This is a genomic window from Steroidobacter flavus (genome assembly GCF_042651805.1).
Lineage (GTDB): Bacteria > Pseudomonadota > Gammaproteobacteria > Steroidobacterales > Steroidobacteraceae > Steroidobacter > Steroidobacter flavus.
The window spans coordinates 3,116,098-3,133,227 of sequence record NZ_JBHSDU010000003.1; the positions used below are offsets into that span (position 1 = coordinate 3,116,098).

17 protein-coding genes are annotated in these 17,130 nt (G+C 59.7%); 8 read left to right on the plus strand and 9 right to left on the minus strand.

The window, feature by feature from the left end:
• Positions 1-121: 121 nt before the first annotated feature.
• Positions 122-769, plus strand: a complete 648-nt coding sequence (msrA, locus tag ACFPN2_RS19215) for a peptide-methionine (S)-S-oxide reductase MsrA (RefSeq protein ID WP_380599391.1) — start codon at positions 122-124, stop codon at positions 767-769.
• Positions 770-1,769: 1,000 nt separating this feature from the next.
• A complete protein-coding gene (locus ACFPN2_RS19220) occupies positions 1,770-2,231 on the plus strand; it encodes a type II toxin-antitoxin system VapC family toxin (protein WP_380599393.1) in 462 nt (153 codons plus the stop codon).
• Positions 2,232-2,449: 218 nt separating this feature from the next.
• Here ACFPN2_RS19220 and ACFPN2_RS19225 read toward each other — a convergent pair whose 3' ends face one another.
• Complete coding sequence (locus ACFPN2_RS19225; protein WP_380599395.1) at positions 2,450-2,866, minus strand: type II toxin-antitoxin system VapC family toxin; 417 nt, start codon at positions 2,864-2,866, stop codon at positions 2,450-2,452.
• Between the two features lie 2 nt (positions 2,867-2,868).
• Positions 2,869-3,090, minus strand: coding sequence for a FitA-like ribbon-helix-helix domain-containing protein (locus ACFPN2_RS19230; RefSeq protein WP_380599397.1), 222 nt, complete (start codon positions 3,088-3,090; stop codon positions 2,869-2,871).
• A gap of 421 nt (positions 3,091-3,511) precedes the next feature.
• Here ACFPN2_RS19230 and ACFPN2_RS19235 point away from each other — a divergent pair, with 421 nt between their 5' ends.
• Together ACFPN2_RS19235 and ACFPN2_RS19240 are read left to right on the plus strand one after the other, a co-directional pair.
• Positions 3,512-4,012 carry a hypothetical protein gene (locus tag ACFPN2_RS19235; RefSeq protein WP_380599399.1) on the plus strand — a complete coding sequence of 167 codons (501 nt, stop codon included), beginning with the start codon at positions 3,512-3,514 and terminating at the stop codon, positions 4,010-4,012.
• Between the two features lie 53 nt (positions 4,013-4,065).
• Entirely contained in the window at positions 4,066-4,821 is a 756-nt protein-coding gene (locus tag ACFPN2_RS19240; protein WP_380599401.1) for a TonB family protein, read from the plus strand.
• A 49-nt stretch (positions 4,822-4,870) separates the two neighbouring features.
• Here the strand turns inward: ACFPN2_RS19240 and ACFPN2_RS19245 are convergent, their stop codons facing one another.
• Both ACFPN2_RS19245 and ACFPN2_RS19250 read right to left on the minus strand, forming a co-directional pair.
• The gene (locus ACFPN2_RS19245; protein WP_380599403.1) at positions 4,871-6,001 is read right to left on the minus strand and encodes a hypothetical protein; all 1,131 of its coding nucleotides are present in this window, start codon (positions 5,999-6,001) and stop codon (positions 4,871-4,873) included.
• Positions 6,001-6,987, minus strand: a complete 987-nt coding sequence (locus tag ACFPN2_RS19250; protein WP_380599405.1) for a hypothetical protein — start codon at positions 6,985-6,987, stop codon at positions 6,001-6,003. The genes ACFPN2_RS19245 and ACFPN2_RS19250 overlap by 1 nt, the downstream gene beginning before the upstream one ends.
• A gap of 553 nt (positions 6,988-7,540) precedes the next feature.
• Between ACFPN2_RS19250 and ACFPN2_RS19255 the strand changes: the two genes are divergently transcribed.
• The 3 genes from ACFPN2_RS19255 to ACFPN2_RS19265 all read left to right on the plus strand — a co-directional run bounded on the left by ACFPN2_RS19255 (position 7,541) and on the right by ACFPN2_RS19265 (position 11,475).
• Complete coding sequence (locus ACFPN2_RS19255) at positions 7,541-8,098, plus strand: hypothetical protein (protein ID WP_380599407.1); 558 nt, start codon at positions 7,541-7,543, stop codon at positions 8,096-8,098.
• 361 nt (positions 8,099-8,459) lie between these two features.
• On the plus strand, positions 8,460-10,124 hold the full coding sequence (locus ACFPN2_RS19260) for a beta propeller repeat protein (protein ID WP_380599409.1): 1,665 nt from the start codon (positions 8,460-8,462) through the stop codon (positions 10,122-10,124).
• Positions 10,125-10,827: 703 nt separating this feature from the next.
• On the plus strand, positions 10,828-11,475 hold the full coding sequence (locus ACFPN2_RS19265) for a DUF1345 domain-containing protein (RefSeq protein WP_380599411.1): 648 nt from the start codon (positions 10,828-10,830) through the stop codon (positions 11,473-11,475).
• Here the strand turns inward: ACFPN2_RS19265 and ACFPN2_RS19270 are convergent.
• From ACFPN2_RS19270 to ACFPN2_RS19285, 4 genes are read right to left on the minus strand one after another with little or no spacing between them, the layout of a single operon-like run.
• Entirely contained in the window at positions 11,472-12,875 is a 1,404-nt protein-coding gene (locus ACFPN2_RS19270; protein WP_380599413.1) for a dihydrolipoyl dehydrogenase family protein, read from the minus strand. The two genes, ACFPN2_RS19265 and ACFPN2_RS19270, sit on opposite strands and share 4 nt — an antisense overlap.
• The gene (locus ACFPN2_RS19275) at positions 12,869-13,924 is read right to left on the minus strand and encodes a hypothetical protein (RefSeq protein ID WP_380599415.1); all 1,056 of its coding nucleotides are present in this window, start codon (positions 13,922-13,924) and stop codon (positions 12,869-12,871) included. Before ACFPN2_RS19275 ends, ACFPN2_RS19270 begins: the two co-directional genes overlap by 7 nt.
• 20 nt (positions 13,925-13,944) lie before the next feature.
• Positions 13,945-15,279, minus strand: coding sequence for a Dyp-type peroxidase (locus tag ACFPN2_RS19280; RefSeq protein ID WP_380599417.1), 1,335 nt, complete (start codon positions 15,277-15,279; stop codon positions 13,945-13,947).
• Positions 15,280-15,287: 8 nt separating this feature from the next.
• The gene (locus ACFPN2_RS19285) at positions 15,288-15,854 is read right to left on the minus strand and encodes a hypothetical protein (RefSeq protein WP_380599419.1); all 567 of its coding nucleotides are present in this window, start codon (positions 15,852-15,854) and stop codon (positions 15,288-15,290) included.
• Positions 15,855-16,001: 147 nt separating this feature from the next.
• On the opposite strand from ACFPN2_RS19285, the gene ACFPN2_RS19290 reads away from it, so the two are divergent.
• Entirely contained in the window at positions 16,002-16,460 is a 459-nt protein-coding gene (locus ACFPN2_RS19290; protein ID WP_380599421.1) for a CYTH domain-containing protein, read from the plus strand.
• 40 nt (positions 16,461-16,500) lie between these two features.
• Here ACFPN2_RS19290 and ACFPN2_RS19295 read toward each other — a convergent pair whose 3' ends face one another.
• Positions 16,501-17,130 carry a YajG family lipoprotein gene (locus tag ACFPN2_RS19295; RefSeq protein ID WP_380599423.1) on the minus strand — a complete coding sequence of 210 codons (630 nt, stop codon included), beginning with the start codon at positions 17,128-17,130 and terminating at the stop codon, positions 16,501-16,503.

A 17,130-nucleotide genomic window follows, 5' to 3' on the forward strand; every position in this document is an offset into this window, starting at 1 on the left:
GCACGAGCTCGCCGGGTTCCGACATCCTGAACCGCCGCTTGTTTTGGCCGTCCCGGGCCGCATCTATACCGCTCCCCGAAACCCATGCAACATAGCGCTATTCCGCTGCCCCGAGGTGCGTATGTACTCGTTCCGCAAGAAAGCCGTCCTGCCAGACGCCGCCGACATCCTCCCCGGCCGCCCCACCGCCTTACGCGTGCCCGAAAAGCACTTCGTGAACGGCAACCGCATCGTCCCGCCATTCCCGGCCGGACTGAAGCTGGCGTTGTTCGGCCTGGGCTGCTTCTGGGGCGCCGAACGCAAGTTCTGGCAGATCCCCGGCGTTTACAGCACCTCCGTCGGCTACGCCGCCGGCGTCACGCCGAACCCGACTTACGAAGAAGTGTGCTCCGGCTACACCGCTCACAACGAAGTCGTCCGCGTCGTCTACGACCCGAACAAGGTCAGCTATGAAACATTGCTGAAGACCTTCTGGGAATCTCACGACCCGACGCAGGGCATGAGACAGGGCAATGACGTCGGCACGCAGTACCGCTCCGGCATCTATGTCTACGACGCCGAGCAGAAGGCGGCTGCGGAGAAGACTTTGGCTGCGTATCAGGAGCGGTTGACCAAGGCGGGGCACGGCAAGATCACGACTGAGGTGTTGGATGCGCCGGAGTTTTATTATGCGGAGGATTACCATCAGCAGTACCTGGCGAAGAATCCGGATGGGTACTGTGGGATTGGGGGGTGTGGGGTAGGGTTTGAAATTCCCGAGAATGTCTAGTGGTCGTTTGAGCTGCATATTTGTGCGGTGAAACCACGGTGGTTTCGGCTGAGGGATAGTATCCGGCGAAAGCGTTAGACGAGGATGGTCACCTGCAAATCGAAACCGACTTTAGGGCAATCGCAAGTGATAGCGCCTTGCGAAGCTATCTGGTGCTATATCAGTTCTTAGCGGTTGCCGGAGAGGCGAGATGGAACCTTGGAACTTACCGAGCGCTGCATGACGGCCGGACGTTTCAGCTGAGGTATCGATGGTACGATCCTTCACAGGCTTTCTCGCCGCAACGCGACGTTCACAAAGCGGAGCTGATGGTCGTCAGCGCTGAAGGCTCGACCACCCTAACCGAAATCTCTTTCGAAGAATGAACGGGGCGGCCGAGCGCTTAGAGCCGCCTTTTAACCGTCCAACGAGCGGCATTCTGCGTCATGCAAATTTCTACTGTTCGTTTCGATACGTCGCGACTCACACATACAGTGTTGGCCGAGCTTGAATCCACCATTCAAGCACTGCCTGAAGTGAACGAGCGCAATTTCGACGAGTTCTACGACATTGCTTTGCGCGCGGTTGCTGCGGGAGGAGATTTGCATTTGTTCTCGACCGGTATAGCGACTGTGTGCCCCGACATGACGAAACGGCGGGCAGCACACATAGCTAGGTACGTTGGGGCCAGAATCAAGGAAATGACCGACCGGGAGCGCCAAGTCGAGAACGGAATTACTCGCGCTCGATGGATGTATTCTCGCGCGCCCTGCATGGCAGATCCTAGAGCGCCATCGCAGGATGATCTTCGGCAGGACGCGGCTCACAGAGCTGCCGACGGGAGGGTATATGCTATCAACCAGGGGCTCACCATCAATGGCAGAAGAACTTGGCCTGGGCATGACGATGGGTGCAAGTGTTTCGGCATGCCGCTCATTCCGGGATTTGAAGAATGATCAGAATGCGAGGATCACGCGATAGAGCATTGATGCGAACCCGACTAACACAAACAGATTGCTCATTGAGCCATAAAACTATGCCGGCGTTTATGTTGGATACGAATGCGTTCAACCGTGCCTTAGACAAGGGTATTGATCCAAAGACCCTTTCGGGCCGCGGCCATCTTTGCATCACCCACGTACAAGTAAATGAACTGCAGGCTACAAAGAACTCGGATCGATTGACGAGTCTGTTGTCGGTGTTCGAGGCGATCGAACAAGAAAGTGTCCCTACTGCCGCCGCTGTGTGGGACGTCTCAGAATTTGGTGCGGCGGAGTGGGGCGGCGCGGATGGGCTCTACGATAAAGTACTGACCAGCCTGAGTAAGCGTAACAACAATAAGGATAACAATGTGCGTGACGTTTTGATCGGTGTTACTGCAATCAAACGCGGGCTCACGCTTGTAACTAATGACCGCGATCTTGCGACAGTGGTTCGCGAACATGGCGGTAACTCGATCAGCTTTGAGGAGCTGTTAGCGTAGTTGCTAGTTGAAGCAATGCAGCCTGAAATCTCAGGCCGCCTCCTTCACCTTCCGACGGGCGGTGTTCTGCTCATTGAGGATTCGCACTGCTTCTGACGACGCGTCAGATGCTTCAAGATGACCATAGCGCATGGTCGTTTTATGTCCTTGTGGCTGAGCGGTTCCTTGAGAGCCTTCAGTGTCATGCCGTTCTGCAACAGCTTCGTTGCGAACCCGTCTCAGGTGAAGGGGTTCACGAGTTGCACGCCCGTTGGAGCGTAGTGGGCGCTATTGCGGGTCACTACTACGAGACCAAAAATGAGTGCCGTGGCAGCGATCTGCTTATCGAGAGGATTCTCCGGATTGGGTACTCGCAAACGCCCCCAGACCTGCGCGGTCTCCTGATCGAATGGCAGAATCGAGTCAGCGTAGTCGCTGATGATTCGGTTTAGCCAGCGTTCCAGGCGCGCAGCTTGAGGCTTATCGCCACGATGGCGGATTCTCTCTACGCCTTGGCGCAACTCGCCGACGGTGATCGCCGAGAGATACAGTGCGGTGTTGTCGCGGGCGGCATCCCTAAAGAATGCACGAACGCCCGCATTTGCCTTGTCGCCTTTGCGAGCCTCGCTGATAACGTCGGTATCGACCAAATACACGCTCAGTCTCGCTGATCAATCTGTTCCCGTGCGAAATCCTGGTCTTTCCCGACATTCGGTATGGCCGCGAGTACCTCTCCGAGGTGACGGCGGCGTGGGCCGCGCAGAGCCGCGCGCAATATCTCGCGGTGTTCCTGTTCGGCACTGCGATTGTGTTTGGCTGCGCGCTGTTTTAGCGCGGCCACCAAATCTTCAGGCAGATTTCGGACCATCAACTGAGCCATATCAATCTCCGCTTATACCCTATGACAGCAATGCTAGCGCCGGAAATGTGGGACTGCAAGCAATGCTAGCACTGTGGTCACAGGGAAGAGCTCCTACATTGGTCTACGGGAATGATCGTCGCATCGACCGGGCGTCGGGCGGCTCAGCAGTAGCTAAAGGTGTAGCGCTATGATGTCCCTGTGAGAATCCTCATCAGGGGCTACTCTCACCAGCAGTGCCTAGCGAACAATCCAGATGGGTACTGTGGGTTGGGAGGGAGTGAGAGGACCGGGGTACTAAGAGGTATCACGGGGTCGGCAAATGTTCCCTCGAGAAACGGGGGGGCATCGGTCGGGCTTGAGGCTGTGATCGCCGAGTACCGACATCCTGGACCTCGAAACGGGGTCTGAGCCAAGATTAAGGAAATACAGGGAGAGGTCTATGAATGCGAAGCTCGGCTCAACTATCGTCGTCTTGTTTGCGCTTGCCTTGTCGTTACAAACGGTAGCAAAGGATGAAAAGTCCAGGGTGCAACAGGAGTTTGAAGAGGATCCGACGAATCTGGCTATCGATAGTGGGCGGTGGTCTGCACTGATAGAGCGCTCTAACAGCGGTCTGGATCTCCTGGAGCGGCCAGCTGGGGATCGCCCTATCGATCATGCGGCCTATTTGTTCCGGGCGGACGTTGCGCAGAAGGGTGCCGCGCTCGACCTGTTGCTGCTAAGAAATCGGCTCTTAGCGATGGAGCTGGTAAAGCCATCCGATTTACGCTCCGCGACCGTGCCTGACTGGATCTTTGAACCTCCTACTTCCAAAGTATCTGCGGATACACTGACGGCAAGGCTGGATTGGATTGCTGTTGAAGCGAATGAGCTGGTTGAGGTCGGCTGCAATATTGGCCGCCAGAAAACCGATGAGGCTCTGTTCTGTAGTGTCGAATAAGTGCAGCTGCATGTTTCGCCGGGAACACGGACTTTGTTGCCACTGGAGCTGACATGGATGCGCATGCCTATCCAAAGCCGTGCCGCGGAGTTCGCGCGCTGAAGGCGGTTGGTCTGTTATCTCTCGTGGGATGGTTTGCATGCGTGCTGCCGTCGCACGCGCAGTCGGTGCCGGCCGCGTCCGACGGTCGGGAAAAGTTGCTGGTTTCCGCCGACCAGCCGCTGCGGTCGGGGGTCTGGAGATACCAGGTGCTGCGAGGTGGAGCGACGCCATGGTGTGTGAGCATGGACGCGCCTTCATTGAGTTTCACCGTCGTCGTGGAGAATGAGTCGGACGAAACGCTCGATTGTTCGATATCGCTTGCCACCAATCGAAAACAGGCCTACGAGAACATCGCCGTCGTGGAGCCGCGCGGGCGCCAGCTCGGTTTGAGCGTATGCGCGGCCGATGGGGATTTCGAAAGTGCTATCGCGGATTGCCGGATCCGGCAGCCGCCGTTGCCGTGGAACGTTCCCAACGGTTGCAACTATTCCGTTGTGAAGGCGCCGCCAATCGACTATCCGCCCAGTTCTAGAAGAAAGGCCGAGCAGGCGCCCGTGTATGTTTCCTTCTCGGTGCCCGAGCGCGAGGGCCGTCCCAAAGAGATCGCGATTGCTGCAAGCTCCGGGTTCAAGCTGCTCGATGAGGCGGCCTTGCGGCACGTCAGGGGGATGGTCGTGCGTACCTCATGCCCTGGTGTTCACTACCAAATGCGGTTCTCATTTCGCCTGGATGAGTACAGCAGGCCAATGGAGCCCGTGCTTCGTTGAAAGAGATACGTGGGTCCCGGCCCGGATCGGCCGGGACCCATTCTCCTCGTTACACGTTCGATACCTGTTGAACAGCGTACGGACCCCACATGCTGTCGTTCGCCGACCAGGCACGGACAGTGAATGCCGTCACTGCATCGTCCACATTGAATGTGCCATTGCTGTTGACCGTGACATCCGCGATCGTGCCGCCGACCACATTGCTGATCTCCAACTGATCGCCCACGGCGAGGTCGGGGATCGCAGTGATGCGCCCGTTCGCCTGAGAGTACAGCGACGTCAAATTCACGAAGCTGCGACCCGTGGGCGGAGTGATGTTGACCGACACAGGCTCGGACGGCCCCTCCGCATTGATCGCTCGAAGCGTCGCCGCGCCGTAACGCAAGTGAGGAGCATCGAACACCGTCGTGAACGATGCGCTCGAAGGCGTTGTCGCGGTGACGCTCTGGCTCACCGTGGTCGTGCCTTGAGTGATCTGAACCGCCGCGCCCGCGAGCAATGTACCGTTGATCACATTGCCCACCTGCGTGGAGCTCAGCGCATTGGTGACATTCACATTGCTGATGACGGGCACCGCAGGCGGAACCTTGTGCACTGGCACTGCAATGATGAGGTTGTCACCAAACGATTCAGACGTGCTGAAGCCCAACTCGACGGACGCCGCGCCTGCTTCAAAAGCCACCGCTGTGCTGACGTAACCACCTTCAATGGCCTCTTCTTCCGTGGAGAGGGTTGCGCCATACGAGGCGGCAATGTCTTGCGACACTACCAGACCGAACGCGATGCACAGATCGTCCACCGCCGACGCGGCAGTCGCCCGAACCCAAGTCTGTTCGGAGCTCGTGTCATAAACCAGCGTACCTTCCGGATCGCTCTGATCCACGCCTGAAAGCGTGATCACATGCGCGCTCCAGTTAGTCGAGCCGCTGAGGTTCGCTGTTGCCGCCGTCGCGCCAGGCGCTGGATTGAGCGCGCGGTAGACGGCGATGTCCGGATAAGTGTCATCGTCGATGCGCACCGGCGTCACGCCGCCGAAGCTGTTCACCGAGCTGATGGACGTCGCGCCCCTTCTGAAAAAGAACAAGTACGACGCCAGGTCCGAGCCTGACGGCACGGTGTGCGTCGCGCCGGCGACATTCGAATCTCCCGAATCGGAAGACGCTGCAACTTGAGTAACCATTAGAAAGACCTCCGACCGAGCCAGCCGCCGAAATCACGGGCGACTGTGATGTAGCCGCCAACGTCCATGTAGTGCGAACCGCCCGGTGCTTGATTCCAATAACCGCAGCCGAATTGCTGGATTTCCTGGAAGTACTGTCCGAGCGGCACGTTGGTATCCAGATCCCACGGAATGCCTTGCTCGTAGGTTTCGCCGTTTTCACGATACAGACGATACGCAATCAAGCCCCGCGGGTAGGCGGTGGTGGACTTGGAAATCAAACGCACTTCGAATGTCACAACTTCGTTGCACTCGATGAGCGGTCGACCGCCAAACGTTCCAGTGTCACCGTCACTGGTGAAGTACCACTGCAAATAGCTGGCGATCCAGTTCGACAACGGCGGCATCGAGTCCGCGTACACCTCATCGCCATAGCCGGCGACGGTGCCCATTGCGGGAGCCATCCCCAAGGTATTGGCGCGACCGTACATCGCTGGATCGGCGTTACCGACGGATTGCGTGAGGTAGAGCATGGGCCGGGCAAGGGCACCAGGCGTCGTCGTGCTCAACGCCGCGGGCGCGTGCGCGATCAGGAATTTAGGTCCAGTGCTGTCTGTGAACGACGCGAAGTTATCGCTGGCACGCCATTCCCAGCGCAAGTTGAGCTCTTGAATGGCGAGCGTCGCATTACGCCACAGATCGGGAAGCATGATGCCTCGGCCCTGATCGTCGACGGTCGGCGGTGTCATGCGCGAGAACGCGCCGCCGCCGAGCGGCCAGCCGGTTGCGTTGTGAGTGCTGGTGCCCGAATCGGGCGCAGGCACCGACGCAAATATTTGATAGTCGTTCAGTGCCATGTCGATGGAATAAACGGGATATGTCGATAGATCCAGATTGGCAAAGGATCCGACCTCTCCCACGTTGTTGCCGCCTCCCGGCAATCCTTCGGAGTATCTGCGGCCATTGCTGACCGGCAGATACCAATGTTTCGTAACGATGCTTTTCACCTTGAGAGTCCTCCGTGAAAAAATGCTGATCAATGTGTGGCGGTGTGCGGGTCCCGCCGGGCCGAACAATTACGCGTACTGTTCGGATGTACAGTATTGAGTCGGCGGCCGGGGATCAAGGCGAGAAATGACGTTTCAAAAATATAGTTGGCAAGTCAGAAAAGTTGCCATTCAGTGGCAGGATTGCGCGCCTACTCACCACTGCCGCGAATTCTGCGGAAGAGCGAAAGGTCGCGCATCGTTACCGTTCTTGTCGTCGCAACGACTGCTGCCCAGGCGGCGGTAAGAACACCTGTGAGTAGAAACGCGCCGGCATCGCCCTTGGAGAACCAAGCGAGGATGAATGCCGCAGTGGAATGGATGGACGCAAGCGCAAGGTAACAAACGACGAGCGCAGTCCGCAGGCGGGTGGAGTTTGAGCTGGGGTGGTCCAGCGTTGGATTCCAAAGAATCGCAGCCAATCGCGCTCGGCTGACGACTAGTCGTTAAGACTTCAACCCGGCGTGAATGCTAAAGTCCACGGAAGCTTTGCCCCACGGAGATGGTGATGAACATGAGAGCAGTGGCGATTGTTGTTGCGACGTTGGCAATGACAAAGATTGCAGTGGCCGAGGAAACGCCAGCAGCCGAAACTGCCGCCACGTCCGCAGCTGCCACTCCAGCACTTGACGGCGGAGCGATTGCCATCAGCACGACCGCGCCCTACGTGGACACCTCGATGATCGCCCAGAACATCCTGGATGAATGCGGGCTGCCGCAATCGCAGATGAAAGCGTTGCTGGAGCAGGCCGCCAAAGCCGGAGTGAGCTTGGTGACGAACGAGGAAGCGGTGGCCGCAAAGTCAGGTAAGGTGCTGGTCGTGGAAACCGCCAATGCGCTTTCACAGGGCAACGCCTGGAGAGGGCACGCCAAGCTGGTTGCTATCAGAGGCCGGCTGTTCGACAACGGCACGGAGATCGGTAGTTTCAACGCCCGCCGCAACTCCATGGGCGGCATTGGGGCCGGCTTCATGTCGTCGTGCGCGGTGCTCTATCGCTGTCAGAACGCCTTGGCTCGCGACGTGCTCGAGTGGCTGAAGAATCCGGTCAAGGACGCGCGGCTCGGTGACTAGCGACGATGTTTGCTCCGCCACCGGCTTGCGTCCGAGCAACCTGAAACACGTCGCAACCTTATCGTTGACGAGCGTTGAGCGTTTTGCCATGAGCAGCAGGGGCGGCAGTAGCAACAGGCCGCGTTTTTGAGATCGATCAACTCGTAGTCGATGGGCGGCCAGACGCTGGATTGGGAAGTCAGTCGGGGAAATCGCATGCACGGTCTCGGGCGGGCGGAATGGCCGCAAGGAAGCGGATGTGATATTTCGCTCGGGTGAGCGCGGGTCGCGCTGATTTGACGACCAACGCCAGAGCTGCCAATGTTCGCCGCCAGATTCGGCCCGACGCCGGATCGACAATAACTAACATCGGCGGAATCAAATGTTGTTGCAACGGAAATGTCTGAAGCGGATGGCGGCCGCGCTCGCGGTCGGCGTGTTGTGTATCACCTCGGGCGCCGGTGCCGTCCAAGCGAAGGAGCAGCCGACAGCCGAGCAGGCGGCGCCTGGCCTGGTGGTGGGGCGGCTGGCTCACAACATGTCGTGGATCAACGTGTACTTCCTGCGGTTCAACTCCCTGAGTGCGAAGGGCGGTCCGAAGAATTCGTCGGTGACGTTTGAGATGGAGCCGGCGATGAGCGGGCTGGGCACCAAACAGACGACGTTTTATTTCGCGAAGCGTCTGCCGGCCGGCAAATATCAGCTCACGGGGCTGGGCTCGATCAACGGCGCGATGACTACCGAATCCAAGCTCGACGCCTCGATCCCGACGTTCGAGGTCACATCGGGCGGGGTGACCGATCTCGGCTTGCTGGTCGTGCAGCCGACGGGTGGCGGTAAAGCGGTGCTCCTGCCGGTCGACGATCCTTCGCCGGTGGATGAGCTGGTGCGGACCTATTTTCCCGATGAAGTGGCGGCTGCATCCGGCGCGGTGACCCGCTGGCCCGGCGTCGCGACCTGGGCGGCGCAACCCTTCACCTACGGCGACACGGACTCAGGGTTGGGCATGGTGGTCGATGCGATCAACGCGGGCATCGAGAAAGGAAATCGACTGAAGGCCCAGGCTCGGTGGCAAGAGGCGAAGACGGCGGCCGACTATCTCGCCATCGCCAAGACGGCGACCACCATGCTCAGTGAGCCGGCGGTGGCGGCGGATGGAACGATGTATTTCGGTTCCGGCCTGGGCCAGGTGCAGCGACGCGCGCCGGATGGCACCTGGAGTCATATCGATTCGGGGCTGTCCGTTGAAATCTCGGCGCTGAGTCTGTTGCCCGATGACACGCTGGCAATCGGCACCGAGGATGGGCGGCTGCTGCGACAGGAAAGTGCCGGCGGCAAGTTTGTGCCCGCGAGTCGATTTACGCCCACGACTCGAGTGCTGGATCTGCACCAGTGGGCCGATGGCACGTGGTGGGTCACGACTCGAGTGCAACAGGGCAAGGATCTTTTGACGAACGTTCACAGCGGCAAATCGCTCGCCGAGATCGATACGACGACGCCCGTAAAGACCATGAGCCAAGCCGAAGCCGTTTCCGGTTTTGTGGTCAGGCCGTTCTTCGCGACCTCGGCGGGCACCAAGACGAAATATTTCGTCGGCATCGCCGGGGTCGAATCGCACACCTATGACAGCGCGACCGCGACGTGGACTTCGTTAGCGAAGAAGGCGGCGTTACAACCGATCGCGAACAACACCGGATCGGTGCTCGTGAACATGAAGTCGGATCAGTTTTCCACCGATGAAGGCGCGAGCTGGTCGGCATTCAAGGATCCAGGCAGGGCTCACTTCGTCGCGTTCTTCAACCCCACCGAAGGTCTCGCCGTTCGCACGCCCACCTCCGCGTTCGCCGCGCCGGACATGGAAGTGCACGCGACCACCGATGGCGGCAAGACCTGGAGCCTGTTGAGCACGTTGCCCAAATCGCCTTGCGACCTGCGCTCGCTGCGACAGAACGACGTGCAAAAGCGCATCTTCTGTGTGTTTCATGACGGCAGCATCCATTCGGCCGGAATGCAGGGCGGCTGGGTGCCGGAGCGGATTGTTTATTGAGGGCACGCATTAGAGGAAGGAACACGCGCGCATGAAGAGCCAAGCCCTTGGGTTTCTGCTCGGTGCGGGCGTGTCCCTGCCTTGTGGTGCGCCTGGCCAACTACGAGGACCTCGCGTACCTCGCCATCCAGGTCTACGAAGGCCTGAACCGCGAGCGGGATAACCCGGCCCTGACTCCCTTCATCGAGAGTCTGTGTCACTCATTTGGCGGTCCCGAAGTGCGGCTAGCGCGGCGAACCCTGAGCGGGCGACCCCGATCTTGTCGCTCAACAACGATTGTTTGATTGAGGCCGCCTTTAAAGCGGCCGGAATAGCTGTCCACGACATGATAGTCCCTCAAGAAGACGGGACGCGCAGGGTCTGTGTGGCTCCGTCGGCCAAGGGTGTAAACCTGTTCAAGCTTCACGGCAGTATCGATTGGTTTCGATGGCGGCACGAGAAGCGTGACGAGTTTTGGGGAGAATGGGTGGGGCACGCGCCATCCACGCCGAATCGCAGGCCGCTCGTTCTCGTCGGGCGCTTCAACAAGGAGCCAAAAGGACGTGGCAGGGTTGGCTCGAGGCAGGAGTCCTGATCGAGATTCCGAAGTTCCTCGGCGATGTTACCTGGCCGGAGCTGCAGGATTTGTGAGCTGGCACAAGACGTGGGTGCGACTTCCGTTGAGGTAGACTAGAGCGGTCGCCTTTGATGCTCCGCTCATCAAATGACCAAACTCGTTGCCCGCCACGCCCGGCTGCTGTTCTCCACCGGCGCGGCGAGTGTCCTTTTCTTTCTGCTGCCGGCCCATTGGGCAACGATCACTCGCGTTCTGGTGAGCTGGAATGTCGGCGTGCTGATGTTCCTCACGCTGGTGTTCCGGTTCATGACCCGCCTGAGCGCCGCGCAGATCAGCGAGCGTTATCAGGAAGAGGATGAGACGGCGCCAGTGATCCTGATCATCAGTGTCCTTGCCGCCCTCCTGGCCATGGTCTCCATCGTCGCTTTTCTCTCGATGATCGATCAGGTCAGCCCGACAGAAAAATCCCTGCGTCTCGCGCTCGCCGCAGGCACCGTGATCAATGCATGGATGCTCATTCCCACGATGTTCACTCTGCACTACGCGGATATGTTCTACAGCACCGCGCCGGACGCCCGGCCGCTGCGGTTTCCAGACACGCAAACGCCGGCGTTCTGGGACTTCGCGTATTTTTCATTCACGATTGCCGCGGCCTGCCAGACGGCGGATGTTTCGACGACGCCGGGGCCAATCCGCAAGGTGCTGATCGTGCACAGCGTGCTCTCGTTCTTTTTCAACGTTGCCATTCTGGGCTTTGCCATCAATGTCACTGCCGGGCTGATTGGCAATCTCTAGCAGCGAGGCGGCACAGGTAGCCCGAACTGATCGATGGCGCGATACGCGGCGCGCACGAGGATGCCGGTATAGGTAGGGAACGACAGCGGAATCCGAACGAGCTCATCGACTCGCAGGTCGCTCGACATGGCGATAGCCACTATCTGAACGATTTCCACGGCCCGCTCGCCGACGACGTGACAGCCGAGAATCTGTCGAGTGCCGCGCTCGACGAGCAATTTGCAGAACCCCTCGGTGCGGTCGTCGACGATGGTTCGTGTCGTTGTGTCGAAGCGCACCACCGCCGAGACGATATCGTGAGTCTCGCGGGCCTTGGTTTCCGTCAAGCCGACGCTCGCGTACTCCGGATCTGTAAAACCACCTGTGGGACACACGACGTTGTCCAACGATTCTGATGTGTCTCGAACGGCGTTCGTGGCGGCGACCCAGCCGTCTTGTATCGCTTGAGGGACCAGCATCCAACGTCCCGTAATATCGCCCGCGGCAAAGATGTGCGAAGTGGATGTTCGCTGACAGTCATCGACCGCGACATAGCCTCGAGCGTCGGTCTGGACGCCGGCCGCCGGTAGATTCAACCCGCGAACGTCGGCGACCCAGCCGATCGTCACGACAACCAACTGGGCTTGCACGCTTTCCTTCTCGGCGCCGCGCGAAAAATTCATCTGGATGCCGCCGCTGACTCGTTCGAACGAATCGATCTCGCCAAAGCCTTCCCGCACAACCATGCCTGACTCTCGGAAAGCATTGGCCACAGCGATCGAAACATCCTCGTCCTCGCTTGGAAGAATGCGCGACGCTCGCTGAAACAAAGCGATCTGTGAGCCGAAGGCGTGGAAAATCGAAGCGACCTGAGCGCCGGTCATGCCTGCGCCGATGACCAGGATCGATTGCGGGACTTCGCTCAAGGTCCATGCGTCGCTGTGCGTGGCGGTCAGCTCGGCGCCAGGAACGGACAGGCGCCGGTTCGTTCCGCCGGCACACAGGATGATCTTTTCCGCCTGCATCCGCAGGCCACTCTGCGTTTCAACTGTATGAGCATCGACAAAGCGCGCATCGCCGGCTTGCTCGACGAGCGTAACGCCAAGGCGATCGATATCGCTGCGAAATGACGAATGGCGGCGGGCTTCTTCGACAACCGTGCGCACGCGCTCGAGCAAACGTGAGTAGTCGAGCACAGGTGCGCTGGTAGATATTCCGAATCGATCGAGTACGCGAGCTCCGCGCAACAGGCGGGCGGCCTGGGCGAGAGTTCGTACCGGCACCGGCCCATCGTTTGCGGCCATGCCGCCGAACTCGCCGCGGGTGATGAGCGTCGTCCGTGCGCCGAGCTCCGCCGCACGTAGCGCAGCGAGCACGCCGGAGGGGCCTGCGCCAATCACGATGACGTCGCTCGTCAGCACTCGCGCGCCCTGACCAGGTTTTTCCAGAAGGACTTCACGCTGTCATCCGCCCCGAACAGCGTGCTGAAAACAGTTGAGTCGACGACGAGTATTTCTCCGGCGCGGCTGCCCGCGGGTGGCATCCATACGAGCGTGTTGAACTCGCGGTTGCCGGCTGCCGTGAAGGGATGCGGCTTGGACAGGTCGATAGGTTGCCGCGCGAGCACGCGCACGGCGTTCGCGTCATTGGCAGTCACTTCATAGTGAGGCAGATGTTTGTGGAAGCTGAAGTTCGTGACGCCTTCGAGCCAACCTCGCGTGTCTAGATCGCGATTGATAGTGAGCGGAGCGATCTGCCTCGTGCCTTCAATGACGCCCGGTCGCAATCCATATCGGTTCTCGACCGGCACGCCCAGGCCCTGCATCAACGAGCGCGTGTACCTGCCGAAACGCTGCTCTCGTGGCACCAGAGCATCGCCGTGGTGGGCATATTCCATTTCTCGCTCGTTGCGGTCTTCCGACGCCCCCACATCGTGATGCGGACCGAGCACGAGGCACGTTCCCTCGCGGCTGAGCCATTGGCGTAGCGCCTCGATCTCTTCCGCCGAAGCATCTTGTTGTGTCAGGTTGTGGTCGAGGCCGAATATAAACAATGTATCGGCATCTCCCAGCACGCGTTCGTCGAGCGGCAGCCGGTAACCGGCCTGGTCCACGCGTTGAAACACGGGGACGGCATGGCCTGTCACTTCTCCAACGAGTTGCTGGAATGGAATCCAGGCGCGAAAGAACAGTTCGAGCGCGCCCGCGATGCCTTGCTGAAACAGGAGTGGGCTCGACCACTCGGCACCTTCCCATGCGGGCCACTCCACGCGGCGCACTTCGGTCATGGTCGAGAACCGATTGTCCAGCTCGGCGAGATTGCGGTTCGCCTCGCCCGGAAAACTCCACGACACGTAAACGCTGACGCGCCGGCCGGCGGAGGTTGGCTTGCGGGCCCGATGCTCCTGGTTGTAACTGCGTGCCGGGCTTTTCGTCTCGATCGTCGGCACATGGATTTTCGCTTCTGCCATGGCAGCCTCCGCAGCTCGATTTACATTGCCGACTGCGCTCGTGCTCCTGAAGCGAGGAACCGCAGCGCGCGGATGCCGGGGAGAAAGAAATAAGCACCGCCCCGGACGGTGGTGAAGGCCGGCAGGCCGGTGAGCTTCCGACGCACTGGCCGCTTCGGTATCGTCATCTCGAAGGTACCGTCATGCGCACCAATGATGGGATCGCGCTCGTTGTCCAGCTCGTGAAATTTCGGATCGTTCACCCACACGTTTTGCGCGAACTCGAATTGGCGAACCAGGCTCGCACAGCCGATGAAGGCAGCGATGCCGCGCTCTTCGCCGTCGTCGGGTGCGCCTTCCGGGAGTGGCGGCCCATACGTTCCGCCACGACGTATCATCTTGCGTCGGTTCATGTTCACGGCCGTATCGCGCGGATTCATGCGGCGAATGTGCGACCCGAGCGGAACGGCATAGCCGTGCGGATCCATGGTCTTGTAGTTGAAATCGTTATTCCGTAACGGATCTGCTCCGAGTGCCGGATCGTCCCGCTCAGGCGCCAGAACGAGCGGGGCGCCGCTGCGCCAGCGGCCCATCAGCTTCGCGGCGACCCGTTCCTGCTCTTCTCGAGTCTCGCCATGCTGCTCGAGGAATTCGCGAAACGCGCTCACGTGCTCTTGCAGCCGTCGGTACGCAAGATAGCTGCCGTTGCGCGAGAGTATTTCCGGCTGGGGCAGGCGCGGGCCGTCGCCGTCTTCGTCGGGATAACCGAGGAAGAACTCGCCCGCCTTGAGCGGCGGCCCCGAGCCTGGATTGCAAACCTCGTCCACGCCTTCCACCGCGCATTGTGACAATCGGTCGCGGTAGCCGAAGTGATCGTGCGAATACTCGTACGGTGGAAGGGCCGCCAGATTCAGGAATGAAAGGCGCTCCGCCCCAATGCACTGAGCCAGGAACTCCTCATACTCTCGCACGGACCGCTCGCGCTGCTCGACGTCGCGAGCAAACAAAACCAGGATGGCGTGCAAGTCGTTGCTGGCCAGCCCGCCGACCCAGTGCTTCGGGTCGTTGCGGCCGACATCGCCGAGAATTTGCGCACGTGAGGCCATGCCTTCACGAAATTCATCGGGGAACGTTGCGAGCAATGAATCCTCGACGCCTGTTGCAAGCAGGCCGTTCCAGGTGAATGCGACTGTGACCCAGCGCGTGTCGAGCTCGTCGGCTGCCATGACTCTCCGGGCGGTGCCGACTTTGTCCAGTATGCCATTGAGCCAGGTTTGCGCGCTCTTCGGCGTGCGGAACGAGAGGAACTCGTAGCGGGCCGCCATCGCATGCGGTCGCGTCATCAGGAAATGCTGGATGTCGTCGAGCTCGAGCATCGGCCCGCTCACTGCATCTGATCGAGCATCTGCGAGAACAGGGCTTTCACCTGGAGCGCCTTCTTGATCTCATCGGCGCTGACATACGGATATTCGCCGTACTCGAGAAAGCTCGGACACTGGTGCTCGCGGAAGAACTGGATCACTGCCGGCGCATTGGTCTTCCAATCCTCCGGCCAGCCTTCCAGATTGACGAAGACTGTGGTGATGCCGGTCTTGGCGAATAGCACCAGCGCGTCTTCGACGTACTTGTCGAAGTCGGTGTCGAAAATGCCCTGATACATGAAGTGCATCCCCGAGCCGATATCGAACAGCAGCCAGCGCAGGTAGTGGAGTTTCAGCGGTGCCAGCACCGTGGGATCCGCTTTCACCGCCTCCTCGATAGTTTTTCCGTACTCGCGGATGGCTTGCTCGCGACCTAGCTTGACCTTGGCGACGATCGAGAAGCCATAGTTCGCCGGGGTCTGGGGATAGATGGGGCCGTAGCGGCCGCGCTCTGGCGTGAAAAAGCCTTCTTTCGGAATCGCGAGGGCCGCGGGTTGGGTCCAGTCGCGCGAATGCGATGCTTGCGACATGTTCCGATCCTCGCTGGTGAGGGTGCGAGAACGAGATGCGGGTTGAGCTTACAATGCTTTGGTATTGCGGACTCGGGTCCAAATACTTACGTTGAGAGGGCACGGCGACTCGTCCATCCTCGCGGTGAGCACTGAGGGAGTGACGTTTTGGCAACTGAGATTGAACGCAAGTTTCTGGTTCGCGGCGAAGGGTGGCGGCAAGCGGCGCCGCTCGAGATCCGTCAGGGATATTTGAATCGCGATAAGCAGCGCACGGTGCGGGTTCGCATCACGGGTGCTCGTGCTTATCTCACTGTGAAAGGGATGCCCAAAGGCCTGGCGAGGCCGGAGTTCGAATATGAGATTCCGCTCGCGGATGCCGAGCAGATGCTGTCATTGTGCGAAGGGCCGTTGCTGGAGAAGCGCCGTCACGTGGTCAACCATGCGGGCACCACTTGGGAAGTGGATGAGTTTCTTGGCGAGAACGCCGGGCTCATCGTCGCGGAGGTCGAGCTCGAGGACGAACGTCAGTCGTTCGAGCGGCCTGACTGGTTACACACCGAAGTTACGGACGATCCTCGGTATCTGAATTCCAATCTCAGCATGCATCCGTACGCACGCTGGTGAAACCACGGTGGTTTTCCCACCGTGGCTTCGGCTCAGCAATTTATTCGCCTGAGGCCTGCGAGACCTGTTGCGTCGACCGCTTGGTCAACGCCGCGGCCAGCTCCTCGTCGAGCACGATCATTTCGATCAGCTTATCGACCGCCTTGTTCAGGACCATGGTCCAGGTCTTCTCCAGGCCGGCGGCTTTCTCGTCGGAGTAGTTGCCGGAGTACTTCGACTTATAAATGGATTGTTTGGTCTGAGCGTCGATGAAATCCAGCGTGCATTGCACGTCGCCGACGAACTTGACCGTCCACATGTTGACGTCCAGATCGAACCAGAACCGATCGACCGTGCCGACCACCTGGATGGCGCCGTTGTCGCCGACGGTGTGCCTGGAATCGGTGAGGGCTTTGGCGACCGCGGTCTCGACGATGTCCTCGACCGGCTGTTTGCTGACGATGTCGGCGGTGTTCTGGCCGAAGCCGTTCTTCTTCCAGCCGATGCGGGCCTTGTCGGCGCGCGAGTCCAGCAGTTGCGGATTGTTGAATGCGATCGATTTGACGTCGCCGAGCGGGCCGGCGACGTGCACATCGGGGCTGGGCTTGACGTCGAGTGTTGCCTTAGTGAAAGCGCAGCCCTGCAGAACCAGAAAGGCGGCCGCGAAGGCCAGGTATTTGAGTAGTTTCAC

What these genes read in the sequence shown, in the direction of transcription:
- msrA (WP_380599391.1), top strand. Translation starts at nt 122, where the DNA reads ATGTACTCGTTCCGCAAGAAAGCCGTCCTGCCAGACGCCGCCGACATC.
- ACFPN2_RS19230 (WP_380599397.1), bottom strand. Translation starts at nt 3,090, where the DNA reads ATGGCTCAGTTGATGGTCCGAAATCTGCCTGAAGATTTGGTGGCCGCG.
- ACFPN2_RS19235 (WP_380599399.1), top strand. Translation starts at nt 3,512, where the DNA reads ATGAATGCGAAGCTCGGCTCAACTATCGTCGTCTTGTTTGCGCTTGCC.
- ACFPN2_RS19240 (WP_380599401.1), top strand. Translation starts at nt 4,066, where the DNA reads ATGGATGCGCATGCCTATCCAAAGCCGTGCCGCGGAGTTCGCGCGCTG.
- ACFPN2_RS19245 (WP_380599403.1), bottom strand. Translation starts at nt 6,001, where the DNA reads ATGGTTACTCAAGTTGCAGCGTCTTCCGATTCGGGAGATTCGAATGTC.
- ACFPN2_RS19255 (WP_380599407.1), top strand. Translation starts at nt 7,541, where the DNA reads ATGAGAGCAGTGGCGATTGTTGTTGCGACGTTGGCAATGACAAAGATT.
- ACFPN2_RS19260 (WP_380599409.1), top strand. Translation starts at nt 8,460, where the DNA reads ATGTTGTTGCAACGGAAATGTCTGAAGCGGATGGCGGCCGCGCTCGCG.
- ACFPN2_RS19265 (WP_380599411.1), top strand. Translation starts at nt 10,828, where the DNA reads ATGACCAAACTCGTTGCCCGCCACGCCCGGCTGCTGTTCTCCACCGGC.
- ACFPN2_RS19275 (WP_380599415.1), bottom strand. Translation starts at nt 13,924, where the DNA reads ATGGCAGAAGCGAAAATCCATGTGCCGACGATCGAGACGAAAAGCCCG.
- ACFPN2_RS19280 (WP_380599417.1), bottom strand. Translation starts at nt 15,279, where the DNA reads ATGCTCGAGCTCGACGACATCCAGCATTTCCTGATGACGCGACCGCAT.
- ACFPN2_RS19285 (WP_380599419.1), bottom strand. Translation starts at nt 15,854, where the DNA reads ATGTCGCAAGCATCGCATTCGCGCGACTGGACCCAACCCGCGGCCCTC.